Source organism: Caballeronia sp. TF1N1 (genome assembly GCF_022878925.1).
Taxonomy (GTDB): Bacteria; Pseudomonadota; Gammaproteobacteria; order Burkholderiales; family Burkholderiaceae; genus Caballeronia.
Genome location: NZ_CP084626.1, coordinates 2,862,595 through 2,880,988, shown reverse-complemented (window position 1 = coordinate 2,880,988; position 18,394 = coordinate 2,862,595). Strand labels below are relative to the sequence as shown.

Annotated in this window: 11 protein-coding genes; 10 read left to right on the top strand and 1 reads right to left on the bottom strand. The window is 62.2% G+C overall.

Features of this window, described 5'->3' with window-relative positions:
* The first annotated feature begins 29 nt into the window (after positions 1 to 29).
* The 6 genes from atpA to LDZ28_RS13475 all read left to right on the top strand — a co-directional run bounded on the left by atpA (position 30) and on the right by LDZ28_RS13475 (position 7,971).
* A complete protein-coding gene (gene atpA, locus LDZ28_RS13500; RefSeq protein ID WP_244826606.1) occupies positions 30 to 1,571 on the top strand; it encodes a F0F1 ATP synthase subunit alpha in 1,542 nt (513 codons plus the stop codon).
* A gap of 70 nt (positions 1,572 to 1,641) precedes the next feature.
* Entirely contained in the window at positions 1,642 to 2,538 is an 897-nt protein-coding gene (gene atpG, locus LDZ28_RS13495; protein ID WP_244826605.1) for a F0F1 ATP synthase subunit gamma, read from the top strand.
* A 44-nt stretch (positions 2,539 to 2,582) separates the two neighbouring features.
* A complete protein-coding gene (gene atpD, locus LDZ28_RS13490) occupies positions 2,583 to 3,977 on the top strand; it encodes a F0F1 ATP synthase subunit beta (protein WP_244826604.1) in 1,395 nt (464 codons plus the stop codon).
* A 70-nt stretch (positions 3,978 to 4,047) separates the two neighbouring features.
* The gene (locus LDZ28_RS13485; RefSeq protein ID WP_244826603.1) at positions 4,048 to 4,473 is read left to right on the top strand and encodes a F0F1 ATP synthase subunit epsilon; all 426 of its coding nucleotides are present in this window, start codon (positions 4,048 to 4,050) and stop codon (positions 4,471 to 4,473) included.
* A gap of 218 nt (positions 4,474 to 4,691) precedes the next feature.
* Positions 4,692 to 6,422: an AMP-binding protein gene (locus LDZ28_RS13480; RefSeq protein ID WP_244826602.1), complete on the top strand. Its 1,731-nt coding sequence runs from the start codon at positions 4,692 to 4,694 to the stop codon at positions 6,420 to 6,422.
* A 601-nt stretch (positions 6,423 to 7,023) separates the two neighbouring features.
* Positions 7,024 to 7,971: an alpha/beta hydrolase gene (locus LDZ28_RS13475; protein WP_244826601.1), complete on the top strand. Its 948-nt coding sequence runs from the start codon at positions 7,024 to 7,026 to the stop codon at positions 7,969 to 7,971.
* A gap of 4 nt (positions 7,972 to 7,975) precedes the next feature.
* Here LDZ28_RS13475 and LDZ28_RS13470 read toward each other — a convergent pair whose 3' ends face one another.
* Positions 7,976 to 8,815 carry a transporter substrate-binding domain-containing protein gene (locus LDZ28_RS13470; protein WP_244826600.1) on the bottom strand — a complete coding sequence of 280 codons (840 nt, stop codon included), beginning with the start codon at positions 8,813 to 8,815 and terminating at the stop codon, positions 7,976 to 7,978.
* Between the two features lie 141 nt (positions 8,816 to 8,956).
* Between LDZ28_RS13470 and hemE the strand changes: the two genes are divergently transcribed.
* The 4 genes from hemE to LDZ28_RS13450 all read left to right on the top strand — a co-directional run bounded on the left by hemE (position 8,957) and on the right by LDZ28_RS13450 (position 18,376).
* A complete protein-coding gene (gene hemE, locus LDZ28_RS13465; protein WP_305038164.1) occupies positions 8,957 to 10,054 on the top strand; it encodes a uroporphyrinogen decarboxylase in 1,098 nt (365 codons plus the stop codon).
* A 448-nt stretch (positions 10,055 to 10,502) separates the two neighbouring features.
* The gene (locus LDZ28_RS13460; protein ID WP_244826598.1) at positions 10,503 to 12,740 is read left to right on the top strand and encodes a primosomal protein N'; all 2,238 of its coding nucleotides are present in this window, start codon (positions 10,503 to 10,505) and stop codon (positions 12,738 to 12,740) included.
* Positions 12,741 to 13,205: 465 nt separating this feature from the next.
* On the top strand, positions 13,206 to 17,135 hold the full coding sequence (gene putA, locus LDZ28_RS13455) for a trifunctional transcriptional regulator/proline dehydrogenase/L-glutamate gamma-semialdehyde dehydrogenase (protein ID WP_244826597.1): 3,930 nt from the start codon (positions 13,206 to 13,208) through the stop codon (positions 17,133 to 17,135).
* A gap of 92 nt (positions 17,136 to 17,227) precedes the next feature.
* A complete protein-coding gene (locus LDZ28_RS13450) occupies positions 17,228 to 18,376 on the top strand; it encodes a branched-chain amino acid ABC transporter substrate-binding protein (RefSeq protein ID WP_244826596.1) in 1,149 nt (382 codons plus the stop codon).
* The last annotated feature ends 18 nt before the right edge of the window (positions 18,377 to 18,394 follow it).

Sequence of the window (18,394 nt, the reverse complement as noted above, 5' to 3'; positions counted from 1 at the left end):
GCAACAGAATTGACTATCAGGAGCGAATAATGCAACTCAATCCCTCTGAGATCAGCGAGCTGATCAAGAGCCGGATCCAGGGCCTTGAAGCGAGCGCGGATGTTCGCAACCAGGGCACCGTGATCTCCGTGACCGACGGTATCGTGCGTATTCACGGCCTGTCGGACGTGATGCAGGGTGAAATGCTCGAGTTTCCGGGCAACACCTTCGGCCTCGCGCTGAACCTCGAACGCGACTCCGTCGGCGCCGTTATTCTCGGCCAGTACGAGCACATCTCGGAAGGCGACATCGTCAAGACGACGGGCCGCATTCTCGAAGTGCCGGTCGGTCCGGAATTGATCGGCCGCGTGGTCGACGCGCTGGGTAACCCCATCGACGGCAAGGGTCCGGTCAACGCGAAGATGACCGACGCAATCGAAAAGATTGCTCCGGGCGTGATCTGGCGTAAGTCGGTGTCGCAGCCGGTGCAAACGGGTCTGAAGTCCATCGACTCGATGGTGCCGATCGGCCGTGGTCAGCGCGAGCTGATCATCGGCGACCGTCAGTGCGGCAAGACCGCGGTGGCTGTCGACGCGATCATCAATCAGAAGGGCAAGGACCTTTTCTGTATCTATGTCGCGATCGGCCAGAAGGCTTCGTCGATCATGAACGTAGTGCGCAAGCTCGAAGAAACCGGCGCAATGGCTTACACCATCGTCGTGGCGGCTTCGGCTTCGGAATCGGCCGCGATGCAATACCTCGCGCCGTACGCCGGCTGCACGATGGGCGAATACTTCCGCGATCGCGGCCAGGACGCGCTGATCGTATATGACGATTTGACCAAGCAAGCATGGGCCTATCGCCAGATTTCGCTGTTGCTGCGCCGTCCGCCGGGTCGTGAAGCGTATCCGGGTGACGTGTTCTATCTGCACTCGCGTCTGCTCGAGCGTGCGGCTCGTGTTTCGGAAGACTACGTCGAGAAGTTCACCAACGGCGAAGTAAAGGGCAAGAGCGGTTCGCTGACGGCACTGCCCGTCATTGAAACGCAAGCCGGCGACGTGACCGCGTTCGTTCCGACGAACGTGATCTCGATTACCGACGGCCAGATCTTCCTGGAAACCGACTTGTTCAACGCCGGTATCCGCCCTGCCATCAACGCGGGCGTTTCGGTGTCGCGCGTCGGTGGTGCGGCTCAGACCAAGGTCATCAAGAAGCTGTCGGGCGGTATTCGTACCGACTTGGCGCAGTATCGTGAACTGGCTGCGTTCGCGCAGTTCGCGTCGGACCTGGACGAAGCCACCCGCAAGCAGCTGGAGCGCGGTCGCCGCGTGACGGAACTGCTGAAGCAGCCGCAGTATCAGCCGCTTCAAGTGTGGGAACTCGCTGTGGCGCTGTTCGCGGCTAACAACGGCTACCTCGACGATCTGGAAGTTGCGCAAGTGCTGCCGTTCGAAAAGGGCCTGCGCGAATACCTGAAGACGAGCCATGCCGATCTGGTTAAGCGCATCGAAGACAATAAAGACTTGTCGAAGGACGACGACGGCGCACTGCATACCGCGCTGAAGGACTTCAAGAAATCGGGCGCTTATTGATCGGGACTGAGGAGCAACGCGCGGTGCATCGACCGATGAACACCGCGCGGCTTCGATCAAGGAGTAAGCAATGGCTGGAATGAAGGAAATTCGCGGCAAGATCAAGAGCGTGCAGAACACGCGCAAGATCACGAAAGCGATGGAAATGGTCGCCGCATCGAAGATGCGCCGCGCCCAGGAGCGCATGCGTTCCGCCCGTCCGTATGCCGACAAGGTCCGTGCAATCGCGGCGCACATGAGCGCGGCGAACCCCGAGTATCGTCACCCGTTCATGGTGAAGAACGAAGGCGCGAAGACGGCCGGCCTGATCCTCGTCACGACCGACAAGGGTTTGTGCGGCGGCATGAACACGAACGTGCTGCGTGCGTCGTTGCAGCGCATCAAGGAGCTGGAGCAGACCGGCGTGTCCATCGAAGCGTCGGCTATCGGCGCCAAGGGTCTCGGCTTCCTGAACCGGCTGCGCGCCAAGGTCGTGTCGCAAGTCACGCATCTGGGCGACACGCCGCATCTGGAAAAGCTGATCGGCGCGGTGAAGGTGCAGCTCGACTTGTATTCGGAAGGCAAGATCAACGCGGTGTACCTGGGGTACACGCGCTTCGTCAATACGATGAAGCAGGAAGCGGTGATCGAGCAATTGCTGCCGTTGACGGCCGAAGATCTGCAGCAGAAGGCAGACGAAGCCGCGATTGCGAACGACACGCCGAAGACCTCGTGGGACTACATCTACGAGCCGGACGCTCAAACCGTGGTGGACGAATTGCTCGTGCGCTACGTCGAGGCGCTGGTTTATCAGGCGGTGGCGGAAAACATGGCGTCGGAACAATCGGCGCGCATGGTCGCAATGAAGGCCGCGTCGGATAACGCGAAGACCGTGATCAACGAACTGCAGCTCGTCTACAACAAGAGCCGCCAGGCCGCGATTACGAAAGAATTGTCGGAAATCGTCGGCGGCGCCGCTGCGGTCTGATCTTGATGACCGCGTGAAAGAACACAGTATCTAAAGGAAATGCGATGAGTACTACTGCTTTGGTAGAAGGCAAGATCGTACAGTGCATCGGCGCCGTTATCGACGTGGAATTTCCGCGCTCGCACATGCCGAAGATTTACGACGCGCTCATTCTGGAAGGCACCGAGCTGACGCTGGAAGTCCAGCAGCAGTTGGGCGACGGCGTGGTCCGCACCATCTGTCTGGGTGCATCCGACGGCTTGCGCCGCGGCACGATCGTGAAGAACACGGGCAACCCCATCAGCGTGCCGGTCGGCAAGCCGACGCTTGGCCGCATCATGGACGTGCTCGGCCGTCCGATCGACGAAGCCGGTCCTATCGAATCGACCGCCACGCGTTCGATTCACCAGCTCGCGCCGAAGTTCGACGAGCTGTCGCCTTCGACCGAACTGCTCGAAACGGGCATCAAGGTTATCGACCTGATCTGCCCGTTTGCCAAGGGCGGTAAGGTTGGCCTGTTCGGCGGCGCCGGCGTGGGCAAGACCGTGAACATGATGGAACTCATCAACAACATCGCGAAGGAACACGGCGGTTATTCCGTGTTCGCCGGTGTGGGTGAGCGTACCCGCGAAGGGAACGACTTCTATCACGAAATGAAGGACTCGAACGTTCTCGACAAGGTCGCGCTGGTGTACGGCCAGATGAACGAGCCGCCGGGCAACCGTCTGCGCGTGGCGCTGACCGGCCTCACGATGGCCGAGCACTTCCGTGACGAAGGTCTCGACGTGCTGTTCTTCGTCGACAACATCTACCGTTTCACGCTGGCGGGCACGGAAGTGTCGGCACTGCTCGGCCGTATGCCGTCGGCAGTGGGCTATCAGCCGACGCTGGCTGAAGAAATGGGCAAGCTGCAAGAGCGCATCACGTCGACCAAGACTGGTTCGATCACGTCCGTTCAGGCCGTGTACGTCCCTGCGGATGACTTGACCGACCCGTCGCCGGCTACGACTTTCGGCCACTTGGACGCAACGGTCGTGTTGTCGCGTGACATTGCATCGCTGGGTATCTATCCGGCAGTGGACCCGCTCGATTCGACCTCGCGTCAGATCGACCCGAACGTGATCGGCGAAGAGCACTACTCGATCACGCGCGGCGTGCAGCAAACGCTGCAGCGTTACAAGGAATTGCGCGACATCATCGCGATTCTGGGCATGGACGAACTCGCGCCGGAAGACAAGCTCGCCGTGGCGCGCGCTCGTAAGATCCAGCGTTTCCTGTCGCAGCCGTTCCACGTTGCTGAAGTGTTCACGGGCTCGCCGGGCAAGTACGTGCCGCTGAAGGAAACCATTCGCGGCTTCAAGATGATCGTCGAAGGTGAGTGCGATCATCTGCCGGAGCAGGCGTTCTACATGGTTGGCACGATCGACGAAGCCTTCGAAAAGGCCAAGAAGATTCAGTAACGGTCGGGTGTAGACGAAGCGGGCGCGGATCTCAAAACTCCGCGCCTTCGTAATACGCTCAGGAGTCGATATGGCAACCATCAAAGTAGACGTCGTCAGCGCGGAAGAGCAGATCTTCTCGGGCCAGGCGAAGTTCGTCGCGCTACCGGGCGAAGCAGGTGAACTCGGCATTTTGCCGGGCCACACGCCGCTCATCACGCGCATTCGTCCGGGCGCGGTGCGCATCGAAGCGGAAGACGGTTCGGAAGAGTTCGTTTTCGTCGCAGGCGGAATCCTCGAGATTCAGCCGGGCGTCGTGACCGTTCTTGCCGATACCGCCATTCGCGGCGCCGATCTGGACGAAGCGAAGGCCGAGCAAGCAAAGAAGCGCGCGGAAGAAGCGTTGCAGAACACGGGCTCGAACCTTGAATACGCGACCGCGCAAGCGGAACTCGCGTACGCAACGGCACAGCTCGCCGCCATTCAGCGTTTGCGCAAGCTTGGCTCGAAGCACTAAGCCAGCGCGCTTGTAGCGAATCGAAGAAAGCAGCCTCCGGGCTGCTTTTTTTATGGCGAGTCCGGGTTGCTTACCGGCAAATCTGCATGACCGTTGTGCACCCCGATTGCGGGTAACACTTGATGCCAGCGCCGCTTGCCACCGTGCAAAATAGCCTTCCAAACAGCCTACGTCCTTGAGGCTGTATATCTTGCACGGTCGATAGCGGAGACCATTCGATGGCAACTCAACCGACGCAGGCCAGCGCGCAAGTCGAACCGCGTGACGGTCTTTCCTACGTCCGCGGCGCGACCGACACGCCCTTGAGCGACGCCACCGTTTCGCGCTTTCTTCTCGATACCGCGCGCCGCTTTCCCGGGCGTCCCGCTGTCGTGTTTCGTGAGCAGAACATCCGCTGGACCTGGCGTGAGTTCGCCGACGAGATCGACGTGCTTGCGAGCGGCTTGCTTGCGCTTGGCATCGAAGCAGGCGACCGCGTCGGCATCTGGTCGCCGAATCGCGCGGAATGGCTGCTGACGCAATTTGCGACGGCGCGCATCGGCGCGGTGCTGGTGAATATCAATCCGGCTTATCGGCTTGCCGAACTGGAATACGCACTGAACAAGGTCGGCTGCAAGGCGATCGTCGCGGCGGAGCAGTTCAAGTCGTCGAAATATCTGGAGATGTTGCAGACGCTCGCGCCGGAGCTCGCCCATGCGCAACCGAACGCGCTAAATGCGGCGAAGCTGCCGGACCTGCGCGCCATCATCCGAATGGGCGAAGGCAAGACGCCCGGCATGCTCAACTTCGACGCGTTGATGGAAGAAGGCCGCGCGCTCGTCGATACCGCCAAGCTCGATGCGCTCGAAGCCAAACTCGCCGCCGACGAAGCGATCAACGTGCAGTTCACGAGCGGCACGACGGGCAATCCGAAGGGCGCGACGCTTACGCATCGGAACGTGGTGAACAACGCGCGCTATATCGCGATGGCCATGCGCCTCACCGAGAACGACTCGCTGTGCATTCCCGTGCCGCTTTACCACTGCTTCGGCATGGTGCTCGCGGTGCTGGCTTGCGTATCGACCGGCTGCGCGATGGTGTTCCCCGGCGAGGCATTCGATCCCGCCGCGACGCTCGCCGCCGTGCACGAGGAGCGTTGCACGGCGCTACACGGCGTGCCGACGATGTTTATCGCCGAGCTCGATCATCCCGAGTTCGCGAATTACGACTTGAGCCGGCTGCGCACGGGCATCATGGCGGGCTCGCCGTGCCCCATCGAAACGATGAAGCGTGTGGTCTCCACCATGCATTTGGACGAGATCACGATCGCTTACGGCATGACGGAGACAAGTCCCGTTTCGTTTCAAAGCTCGACCACCGACCCGCTCGACAAACGCACGACCACTGTCGGGCGCGTTCAGCCGCATCTGGAGGTGAAGATCATCGACCCGCTCGGCGAAATCGTGCCGGTCGGCCAGACGGGCGAACTGTGCACGCGCGGCTATTCGGTGATGAAAGGCTACTGGGGCGACGACGCAAAGACGCGCGAGGCAATCGTCGATGGCTGGATGCACACCGGCGACCTCGCGACGCTCGACGCCGAAGGGTACTGCAACATCGTCGGACGCCTGAAGGACATGCTGATTCGCGGCGGCGAGAACGTCTATCCGCGCGAGATCGAGGAATTCTTGTTCCGCCATCCGAAGGTGCAGTCGGTGCAGGTGTTCGGCGTCCCGGACGAAAAGTATGGCGAGGAGGTGTGCGCCTGGGTCGTGCTGCGTCCGGGCGAGATGGCCAGCGCCGACGAGATCCGCGACTTTTGCCAAGGACAAATCGCGCACTACAAGATTCCGCGATACATCCGGTTCGTCGACGAATTGCCGATGACGGTAACAGGCAAGGTCCAGAAGTTTGTGATGCGCGCGCAGATGATCGACGACCTGAAGCTTGCGGAAGCCAAAACGGCGTAATTGAAACGACGAAGGGAGCGCTATTACGCGCTCCCTTCCTGTCATGGCACGAAACGTTCGGCTGCGAAACTCGCAACTAGCGCAAACGTTTGTGCAGGCGAAAAAAAAGCGGGCCTGGAGCCCGCTAAAAACCACACGCTACGGGGTTAGCGCGAGGAGACCAAAGGTGGGATTCGATTCAACGTCAAATCGAAGAACGATCCCAACACTGATGCCCCTTTCAGAGATTCGCCCAAGGCGACCACCGGAAAACGCCGCATTTGCAACCGCGCGCCCGGACACATCCGTGTTGAAACCGTTTGAACAGATTGTGGGCGAATTGATTCTGACCCGCCGTAACAAAGTGTTTCAGGTTGTAACCCCCGTCCCATAAGGCTCTCGTTAAATTTTCGGTCGCGGATGCGTATAAAGCCGTGCAGATATTGTCAGTTATTAAGCTGATTTATTCGATCCGCTAAAACTCCCGGAGTTTTTCCGGTTATATGGGCCGCTGCGTTAATCGGCATTTTCCGGGAAAATCGAACGGGCGCACGTATGAAATCGATACTCATTCGGCCTGAACCGCCAAAACTTCCTGTAAAAGACGCACTTGGAGACTCGTATGACCATTGACGCCGCTCTGCTTCGCTACTACGCCACCGTCGCCGAAGCTTTTCCGCCGCTCGGTCCCGATGCCGACGCGAAGGCAGTGCGCGAGCGCTTCAGCGAAGTGGCGAAAGCCTACGCCCCGGCGCCGGACGAAACCATTTTCGTCGAGGACATCGAGATTCCGCTTGCCGGGCGCACGCTTGCCACGCGCATCTATAAGCCGAAGTCGGCGAACGGTCCGCTGCCGCTAATCGTCTACTTTCACGGCGGTGGCTGGGTGGTCGGCGATATCGAGACGCATGATGCGCTGGTCGCCCGCCTCGCGCGCGACTCGCAGTGCGCAGTCGCGAGCGTCGATTATCGGCTGGCGCCGGAGCATCCATTTCCCGCGCCTTGCGAAGATGCCCTCGACGCGCTGATCTGGCTCGCCGAACATCGTTCGCGGCTTGGCTTCGCGACGGACCGGCTGGCTGTCGGTGGCGATAGCGCGGGTGCGCATCTCTCGGTGGTCGCGGCGCGCGGCGCGAACGAGCGCGTGGCCGGTCTCGTCAGTCTCCAGCTTCTGCTGTATCCGGTGATGCGGCGGCAATTCGAGAGCGCGAGCTGTCTTGCAAACGCGAACGGCCCCGGCCTCACCAACGACGAGATGAAGTGGTATTGGACTCAGTTCCTGTCCGGCGTGATGCCCGACGCCCATGACGTGCGCGCCTTTCCGCTCGCCGAGCCGTTCGAGCGGACGCCTGCGCCCGCGTTGATCGTCGCGGCAGCCTACGACCCGCTTTACGACGATGCCCACGAACTCAAGCGCTTCCTCGAAACCAACGGCGGCCGCGTCGAATTAATCGACGCCGCGGACATGACGCACGGCTTTGGCCGCATGCATCCGCGATCCGAAGCCGCGCTTGCCTGGCTGCGTCGAATCGGCGAGCGCGCAGGCGAGTGGTTGCGCGCCGCGCGCTGATTGTTCATTTGAGCCACTTGTCCACTACAGCCTGAAACTCGCCCGAACCGCGCGCGAGGTGCAACCACTGGTCGACGTACTGCTGCCAGACGACATCGCCGCGCGGCAGCAGATACGCCTTTTCGCCGAACTGGAACGGTTTGTCCGGATGCACGGTGCATAGGCCTGGATTGAGCTTCTGCTGAAGCAGCGTTTCCGAGGCATCCGTGACCATGACATCTGCCTTGCCGTCCAGAATCTGCTTGAAGATCGTGACGTTGTCCGGGTACTCGATCAACTGCGAATGCGGGAAGAACTGCTTGGCAAAGCGCTCGTTCGTGCCGCCGGGATTCACGATCGTGCGCACGTTCGGCTGATCGATCTGTTCGACGGTCTGGTAGTTGTCCACGTCATCGCAGCGGACAATTGGCGTTTTGCCGTCCTCCATATATGGCGCGGTGAAGAAGGCGCGCTTCTGCCGGTCGAGTGTCGTCGATACGCCGCCGACCGCGATATCGCACTTGTCGATGAAATCGTTCATCAGGTTCGACCACGAAGTCTTCACGTATTCGGCCTTGGCGCCAAGCGACTTCGCGAGGCTTTCCGCCAGGTCGATATCGATGCCTTCGAACTGTCCGTCCGTACGCAGGAACGTGTACGGCTTGTAGTCGCCGGTCGTGCAGACGCGCAGCGTGTGGCGCCCGAGGATGTCGTCGAGCCGTGTGGGAGGCGCGACGGGCGGCGGAGGCGCGGGCACGGTGCCGACACTTCCCGCCTGCACCGTTTGAGCAAGTGCGGTGGTGGACATCGACCCGGCAAAGACGGCGATTGCGACACTAATGGACGTTAAAAACGCGCGTTTCATCGATTCTCCGTGTTCTATTCGTGTTGGTTGCCGCCGTCGATCATAACGAGCGCGCGTGAGTCTGAACATCACTCTCAGCCGCCGATGACGCGCGCATCGTCCGGTAGAATGGACGATTCCTCGCATTCAGCATCGAGCGCCGTGGCCCACACTCTTCTGAACGACACCTTTCTGCGCGCGCTCTTGCGGCAGCCGACCGAATACACGCCAATCTGGCTGATGCGTCAGGCCGGGCGCTATCTGCCCGAGTACAACGCCACGCGCGCACGCGCCGGCAGTTTCCTCGGTCTTGCGAAGAATCCCGATTACGCCACCGAAGTGACGCTTCAGCCGCTCGAACGTTATCCGCTCGACGCGGCGATCCTCTTCTCCGACATCCTCACCATTCCCGACGCAATGGGCCTCGGGCTGAACTTCGTGCAAGGCGAAGGTCCGCGTTTTGAACGCACGGTACGCACCGAAGACGACGTAAAGCGCTTGGCCGTGCCGGACATCGACGCCACGCTGCGCTATGTCACCGACGCCGTCGGCCAGATTCGCCGCGCGCTCACCGACGCGGAAGGCCGTCAGCGGGTACCGCTCATCGGCTTCTCGGGCAGTCCGTGGACGCTTGCGTGCTACATGGTGGAAGGCGGCGGCTCGGACGATCATCGCACCGTGAAATCGATGGCTTATTCGCGGCCCGATCTCATGCACCGCATTCTCGATGTGAACGCGCAAGCGGTTGTCGCGTATCTCAACGCCCAGATCGAAGCCGGCGCGCAGGCGGTCATGATCTTCGATACCTGGGGCGGCGCACTCGCCGACGGCGCGTATCAGCGCTTCTCGCTCGACTACATTGCGAAGGTCGTCGCAGGCCTCAAGCGCGAGCACGACGGCGCGCGGGTCCCGGTTATTACGTTCACGAAGGGCGGCGGGTTGTGGCTTGAGCAGATCGCGTCAATCGGCGTGGATGCTGTCGGGCTGGACTGGACAGTGAACCTCGGCGCGGCGCGCGAGAAAGTGGGCGCTCGCGTGGCGTTGCAGGGCAATATCGATCCGAGCGTACTGTTTGCGCCGCCCGAGGCGATTCGTGCCGAAGCGCGTGGCGTGCTGGAAAGCTTCGGCAATCATCCGGGACACGTCTTCAATCTCGGCCACGGCATTTCGCAGTTCACGCCGCCCGAACACGTTGCCGAGCTGGTCGATGAAGTCCATTCGCACAGCCGGGCGATGCGCGCGGCCACGTTACTACGCTAAGCGCTATGTTGCGGTGCAGCGAGATACCTTCGGGCGCAGCGTTTCAGAAATCGTCGGATTTGTCTGAAACGCCCGCCCTTGGTGGAATCGAAAGATGTCAAGACAGCAGTTATACACATTTTGTACGTTGCGGCGCGCCATCAGACATATCGCCATCCGCGATCAATTAAATGTCGCTATTTGTTGCGTAAGTGCCTGTTTGCATTAATGTTTGTTGTGGTCTGCCCGAAATGTGGGCCGACGCACATAAGTGATCGGCGACACGGTTTGCGGCAGCCCGTAATGCACTTCTCAACAAAGTTATCCACAGGCCTGTGGAAAGCATCGGAAATCTAAAAATAATCTTCGGTTTACCAGCGATTCTGATGTTTTACTTTAAGTTCGTCGCGCGAAGCCTGATGTCATTGTCGGAAAGCCCGCCGTGGCTTGCCGAAAGGCGTCGCGTGGTATGAGCGGCCTCTTTGTGCGCGTCGCTATCGATCAGCCGATGTCCGTGCTGTTCGATTACGTCTATCAACTCGACGTCGAGCCTGTGGTCGGCTCGTTGGTGCAGGTGCCGTTCGGGCGGCGCGACGTCGTTGGGCTCATCTGCGAAATCGCGACCTCAACCGACGTCCCCGCCGACAAACTGCGCCACGTAAGCGCCATCTGCGATGCCTGCGCGCCGCTTTCCGCCGAATGGATCGGGCTCGCGACGTTCGCGGCGGAATACTATCAACGCGGGCTCGGCGAAGTTGCGCTGCCCGCTTTGCCGCAAGCTCTTCGCGACGCATCGCGCTGGAACCGCCTATTCGCGGTCGAGCCGCGTTACCGCATGCTGGCAGCCGGACGAGCCGAACTTCCGGATGCCTTGCCCGCTCGGGCGAGCGCGTTGCGGCGGCTGGTGGAAGCGCTGGGATCGAGCGAGACGCTGGGTTTGTCCGAAGCGCGCGCCGTACATCCCAAAGCAAGCGCGACTTTCGACGAATGGCTGACGCGCGGCTGGATCGAAAGCGTTGAAAACGCATCGCCGGCGGATCACGCGCCGACGCTCGCGGCGACCGAAGCGCCGCCGCGCCTGACCGACGAGCAACGCGAAGCCGTCGATGCCATCGCGAGCGCGCAAGGCTTCGCGCCATTTCTGCTGCACGGCGTGACGGGCAGCGGCAAGACCGAGGTTTATCTGCACGCGCTTGCCGCGCTGCTCGCCAGACAAGCGGATGCGCAGGCGCTCGTGCTCGTGCCCGAAATCAACCTGACACCGCAGTTCGAGGCGGCGTTCCGCAATCGTTTTTCGATGCTTGCGCCCGGTTCCATCGTCACGATGCACAGCGGTCTTGCCGAGGGCGAACGCGCCCGCAACTGGCTCGCGGCACACACGGGAAGCGCGCGCATCGTGCTTGGCACGCGCCTCGCGATCCTCGCGTCGCAGCCAAAACTGGCGATGATCGTCGTCGATGAAGAGCACGACCCGGCGTACAAGCAGCAAGAAGGCTTGCGTTATTCCGCGCGCGATCTGGCCATCTATCGGGCGAAGCAGCTTGGTATTCCCGTCGTGCTCGGGTCGGCGACGCCATCGCTCGAAACCTGGTGGCAGGCGGAGCAGGGCCGCTACACGCGCCTGACGCTCAAGCGCCGCGCCGTCGCCGATGCGGCGTTGCCAAGCGTGCGGCTCATCGATCTCGAAGAGGAAAGGCAGCGCGGGCGCGCGTCCGTGGAAGGCTTGTCGGGCCCGCTCATCGCAGCGCTGAAGGCGCGCCTGGAACGCGGCGAGCAGAGTCTCGTGTTCCTGAATCGGCGCGGCTATGCGCCGATTCTGTCGTGCGACGCCTGCGGCTGGGTCGCGGGCTGTCCGCGATGCAGCGCCTACGCCGTGCTTCACAAGCCCGAGCGCGCGTTGCGCTGTCACCATTGCGGCTGGGAATCGCGCATTCCAAAGGCATGCCCGGAATGCGGCAACATCGATATCGCGCCAATGGGACGCGGCACGCAACGCGTGGAAGAAACACTCGCGAGCGTGGTTCCCGGCGCACGGGTGTTGCGCATCGACGCGGACAGCACGCGGCGCAAGGGCAGCGCGCAGGCGCTTTTCTCGGATGTCCATGCAGGCGAGGTCGATATTCTCGTCGGCACGCAGATGATCGCGAAGGGCCACGACTTCCGCCGTGTGACGCTCGTGGGTGTCCTGAACGCCGACACCGCGCTTTTTTCTCACGACTTTCGCGCAAGCGAACGGCTTTTCGCGCAACTGACGCAGGTGAGCGGCCGCGCGGGTCGCGCCGGACTTCCCGGCGAAGTGATGATTCAGACGCGATATCCGCGTCACGCGCTGTATCAGGCGTTATCGCGGCAGGATTACGTGGGATTCGCCAACGCGACGCTCGCGGAACGTCGCGATGCGCGTCTGCCGCCATTCGTCTATCAGGCCATGCTGCGCGCGGAAGGCCGCACGCTCGAAGCGGCGCTGGCGTTTCTCGGGCAGGCGGCGGCCGCCTTCGCGCCCTTGCCGGGCGCGGACCGCGTGACGGTCTACGATGCCGTGCCGCTGACCATCGTGAAAGTGTTCAACGTGCACCGCGCGCAATTGCTGCTCGAAAGCAGCTCGCGGGCTGCGCTTCAATCCGCCCTGCGCGCGTGGCAACCGGCGTTGCGCGCGCTGAAGGGCGTACTGCGCTGGAACGTGGAAGTGGATCCGCTGGACGTCTAATACTCGGCGCGCGTGGCGCTTCCAGATGCGGATTCGAGGTCGTCGTGCAGATCGTCCGAACGGCCTACATGCGGCGATGCGCCTCGCACAAACAAGACGACGCACACTGCGAACATCACCCAAACGCTGGCTATCACCATCCAAGTGCTCATGCTCGTTATTCTCCGAGAGCCCCGCGGTGGTCCTCCGCGGAATGTGGCGCCGACGGCGCGCATGGCGTTTATATCGGCTGCACTCGGGCAATTACTTAGGGCATGTCCCAAAATAAAAACGCCTAGGGAAACTACTAGGTGATTTCCGCCAATGTCCGTTCGGCGTTGCATCCCGCAAAGCCTTGTCCCACAAGGGTTCCAACATGGTGCAACCCTCTCGAAATTGTCGGTTGCACCTTTTATTTCAGCGGAGTACGATTCGCCAACTTTTAGGTCTACCGCCGGGTGAGCACGTCCGGCAAACGAAGGAATCATGGCGAGCACAACCCTTGGCGTCAAAGTCGACGATCTGCTGCGTTCACGGCTCAGAGATGCCGCGACCCGGCTCGAGCGCACTCCTCACTGGCTCATCAAGCAGGCGATCTTTGCCTATCTGGAGCGTATCGAGCATGGTCAGCTTCCGCCGGAACTCTCGGGCACGAACGGCTCGGGCGAACCCGGCGAGACCGTAGCCGTCGAGGGCGATGACGACAGCGCGCCGCAACCTTTCCTCGATTTCGCGCAGAACGTGCAACCGCAGTCGGTGTTGCGCGCGGCGATCACGGCGGCGTATCGTCGCCCGGAACCCGAATGCGTGCCGTTCCTGATCGGACAAGCGCGCTTGCCGGCCAGCGTTTCCGCCGATACCGAAAAGCTCGCGACCAGACTCGTCGAAGCCTTGCGCGCGAAGAGCACGGGCGGCGGCGTGGAAGGGTTGATCCACGAGTTCTCGCTGTCGAGTCAGGAAGGCGTTGCGCTGATGTGTCTCGCCGAAGCGCTGCTGCGCATTCCCGACCGCGCGACCCGCGACGCGCTCATCCGCGACAAGATCAGCAAGGGCGACTGGCGTTCGCACATGGGCCAGGCGCCGTCGCTGTTCGTGAATGCGGCGACGTGGGGCTTGATGATCACCGGCAAGCTCGTCACGACGAATAGCGAGGCCGGTTTGTCGTCGGCGTTGACGCGCATGATCGGCAAAGGCGGCGAGCCGCTGATCCGCAAGGGTGTGGACATGGCGATGCGCCTCATGGGCGAGCAGTTCGTCACCGGCGAGACCATCTCCGAAGCGCTCGCGAACAGTCGCAAGTTCGAGGCGCGCGGTTTCCGCTATTCCTACGACATGCTGGGCGAAGCAGCGACCACCGAGGAAGACGCGCAGCGTTACTACGCGTCCTACGAGCAGGCGATTCACGCTATCGGCAAGGCGGCGGGCGGGCGCGGCATCTACGAAGGCCCGGGCATCTCGATCAAGCTCTCGGCGCTGCATCCGCGTTATTCGCGTTCGCAGCAGGAACGCACCATGAGCGAACTGCTGCCGCGCGTGCGCGCGCTGGCGCTGCTCGCGCGTCGTTACGACATTGGCCTGAACATCGACGCGGAAGAAGCGGATCGCCTTGAAATCTCGCTCGATCTGCTCGAAGCGCTGTGCTTCGACCCGGCGCTCGCGGGCTGGAACGGCATCGGCTTCGTGGTGCAGGGTTATCAGAAACGCTGCCCGTTCGTGATCGATTACCTGATCGACCTGGCGCGCCGCAGCCGGCATCGGCTGATGATTCGTCTCGTGAAGGGCGCGTATTGGGATACCGAAATCAAGCGCGCGCAAGTGGACGGCCTCGAAGGCTATCCGGTTTATACGCGCAAGATTTATACGGACATCTCGTATCTTGCTTGCGCGAAAAAACTGCTCGGCGCGCCGGATGCCGTCTATCCGCAGTTCGCGACGCACAACGCGTTCACGCTGTCGGCTATCTATCACCTCGCGGGACAGAATTACTATCCCGGCCAGTACGAGTTTCAGTGCCTGCACGGCATGGGTGAACCGCTCTATGAAGAAGTCACGGGCCGCGACAAGCTGAACCGGCCATGCCGCGTGTATGCGCCGGTCGGCACGCACGAAACGCTGCTCGCGTATCTCGTGCGGCGTCTGCTCGAAAACGGCGCGAACACATCGTTCGTGAACCGTATTGCCGATGAATCCATCCCCGTGAAGGATCTCGTCGAAGACCCGATCGACGAAGCGCAGAAGATCGTGCCGCTCGGCGCGCCGCACGCGAAGATTCCGCTGCCGCGTCAGTTGTACGGGGACGAGCGGCCCAATTCGATGGGTCTGGACTTGTCGAACGAGCATCGCCTGGCGTCGCTGTCGTCGGCGTTGCTCGCGAGCGCGAATCATCAGTGGCGCGCCGAGCCGATGCTCGAAGGCGACGATCCGCACAACGGCGTCGCACGCGACATTCGCAATCCCGCCGATCTGCGCGATCTCGTCGGCACGGTGGTGGAAGCGTCGAAGGAACAAGTTGGCGCCGCGATCGCCAACGCGGTGGCCGCCGCGCCGATCTGGCAAGCGACGCCCGTCGATGACCGCGCCGACTGCCTCACGCGCGCCGCCGACTTGCTCGAAGCGCAGATGCACACGCTGATGGGCCTCGTCGTGCGCGAAGCCGGCAAGTCGCTGGCGAACGCGGTATCGGAGATTCGCGAGGCTATCGACTTCCTGCGCTATTACTCCGCACAGATTCGCGAGGAATTTTCGAACGACACGCATCGTCCGCTCGGACCGGTGGTCTGCATCAGCCCGTGGAACTTCCCGCTCGCGATTTTCATGGGTCAGGTCGCGGCGGCGCTCGCGGCTGGCAATCCGGTGCTCGCGAAGCCAGCCGAGCAAACGCCGCTGATCGCCGCGCAAGCCGTGCGCATTCTGCGCGAAGCGGGCGTGCCGCCGGGCGCCGTGCAACTGTTGCCGGGCAACGGTGAAACCGTGGGCGCAGCGCTCGTCGCCGACCCGCGCACGCGCGCCGTGATGTTCACCGGCTCGACCGAGGTCGCGCGCCTCATCAACAAGACGCTGTCCGAACGGCTCGATCCGGACGGCCGCCCGATTCCGCTCATCGCCGAAACCGGCGGCCAGAACGCGATGATCGTCGATTCCTCGGCGCTTGCGGAACAGGTCGTCGCGGACGTCATGCAGTCGTCGTTCGACTCGGCGGGTCAACGCTGCTCGGCGCTACGCGTTCTTTGTCTGCAAGACGATGTCGCGGATCGCACGCTCGAAATGCTGACCGGCGCGATGAAGCAACTCGCGGTGGGCAATCCTGACCGGCTGTCGGCGGATGTCGGTCCCGTGATCGATGCCGACGCGAAACGCGGCATCGACGCGCACGTTGCGCAGATGCGCGAGAAGGGCCGCAAGGTCGTGCAACTGCCGCTGCCGGACGGTTGCGCGCAAGGCACATTCGTGCCGCCGACGCTGATCGAACTCGACGGCATCGACGAACTCAAGCGCGAGGTCTTCGGCCCGGTGCTTCATGTGGTGCGTTACCGCCGTTCGTCTCTTGATAAACTCCTCGACCAAATTCGGTCGACCGGTTATGGACTGACGCTCGGCATCCACACGCGGATCGACGAAACCATCGCGCATGTGATCTCGCGCGCGCACGTGGGCAACATCTACGTGAACCGCAATGTGATCGGCGCGGTGGTCGGCGTGCAGCCGTTCGGCGGCGAAGGTTTGTCGGGCACGGGTCCGAAGGCGGGCGGCGCGTTGTACTTGCAGCGCTTGCTGGCCAAGCGTCCCACTGGATTGCCGAAGTCGCTGGCAAGCGCGCTCGTGGTGGACAAGGCGGCATCCGCCGATGCCCCGACCGCCGCTCTCACGGCGCTGCGCGACTGGTCGATCGGCGAACGCGATCCGCAGACCGCGGCGCGTTGCGACGGTTATCTGCAACACGTGCTCGCGGGCGCGACGGCCGTGCTGTCCGGTCCGACCGGCGAGCGCAACACGTACACGCTCGGCGCGCGCGGCACGGTGCTGTGCGTGGCGGCAACCCCGAGCGGCGCGCGGGCGCAGTTTGCCGCCGTGCTGGCAACGGGCAACAAGGCGCTGTTCGCCGGTTCGGCGGGCGAGCAGTTGGCGGCGTCGCTGCCGGCATCGCTCAAGCCGTATGCGGCGGTCAGGAAAGACGCGGCGGCGGAGTTCGATGCCGTGCTGTTCGAAGGCGACAGCGACGAACTGTTGTCGCTCGTGAAGGAAGTCGCGAAGCGCCCGGGACCGATCGTATCGGTGCAGGGCGTGGCGGCGGGAACATTCGCCGATGCTGATCATGACGGCGAAGACTATGCGCTCGAACGTCTGCTGACGGAACGCTCGGTGAGCGTGAACACGGCGGCGGCGGGCGGCAATGCGAATTTGATGACGATCGGTTGAGAAGTATCCTCTCGCGCTCGATTCAAACAAACGGCAGCAGGCACGGCGATCCCGGCGACGAGCTGCCATTCACACTGGTACTAGGAGAAGCTATGAAGCACACGATGAACAAGCTGGCAGCCGCCCTGACGCTCGCCGGCCTGTCGCTCGCGGGGACTGCGTTCGCGCAAACAGCAGAAGATGTGAAGGTCGGCTTCGCCGGGCCGATGACCGGTGCGCAGGCGCACTACGGCAAGGATTTCCAGAACGGCATCACGCTCGCGGTCGAGGACTTCAACGCCACGAAGCCGGTGATCGGCGGCAAGCCGGTTCGCATCGTGCTCGATTCGGCGGACGATCAGGCCGACCCGCGCACGGGCACGACCGTCGCGCAGAAGCTCGTCGACGACGGCATCAAGGGCATGCTCGGCCACTTCAACTCGGGCACGACCATTCCGGCATCGCGCATCTATGCGAATGCCGGCATCCCCGAAATCGCGATGGCAACCGCGCCGGAGTACACCACGCAAGGCTTCAAGACGGCCTTCCGCATGATGACGTCCGACACGCAGCAAGGCTCGGTCGCGGGCGAGTTTGCGGTGAAGACGCTGAAAGTGAAGAAGATCGCCATCGTCGATGACCGCACGGCTTACGGCCAGGGTCTCGCCGACCAGTTCGAGAAGGCAGCGAAGGCGTCGGGCGGCAACATCGTCGTGCGCGAATTCACGAACGACAAGGCTGTCGACTTCAAGGCGATTCTGACCAAGATCAAGTCGTCGAATCCTGACCTCGTGTACTACGGCGGCGCGGATTCGCAAGCCGCGCCGATGGCCAAGCAAATGAAGACGCTTGGCTTTCGTGCACCGCTGATGGCGGGCGAGATGGTCAAGACCGACACCTTCATCAAGATCGCGGGCGACGCGGCCGATGGCACGGTGGCATCGCTCGCCGGCCTGCCGATGGACCAGATGCCTGGCGGCGCGGACTACACGGCGAAGTACAAGAAGCGCTTCAACGAAGACGTAGAGACGTACTCGCCCTACGCCTACGACGGTGCAATGGCCATGTTCAACGCAATGAAGGCGGCCAACTCGACGGACCCGGCAAAGTATCTGCCGCTGCTTGCCAAGACCGACATGCAAGGCGTGACCACGAAGCATCTGGCGTACGACTCGAAGGGCGATCTGAAGAACGGCGGTATCACGCTGTATAAGGTCGTTGGCGGGAAGTGGACGACGCTGCAGAGCGTGGGTGGGAAGTAAGGTTTAGTGGCTGTTTTG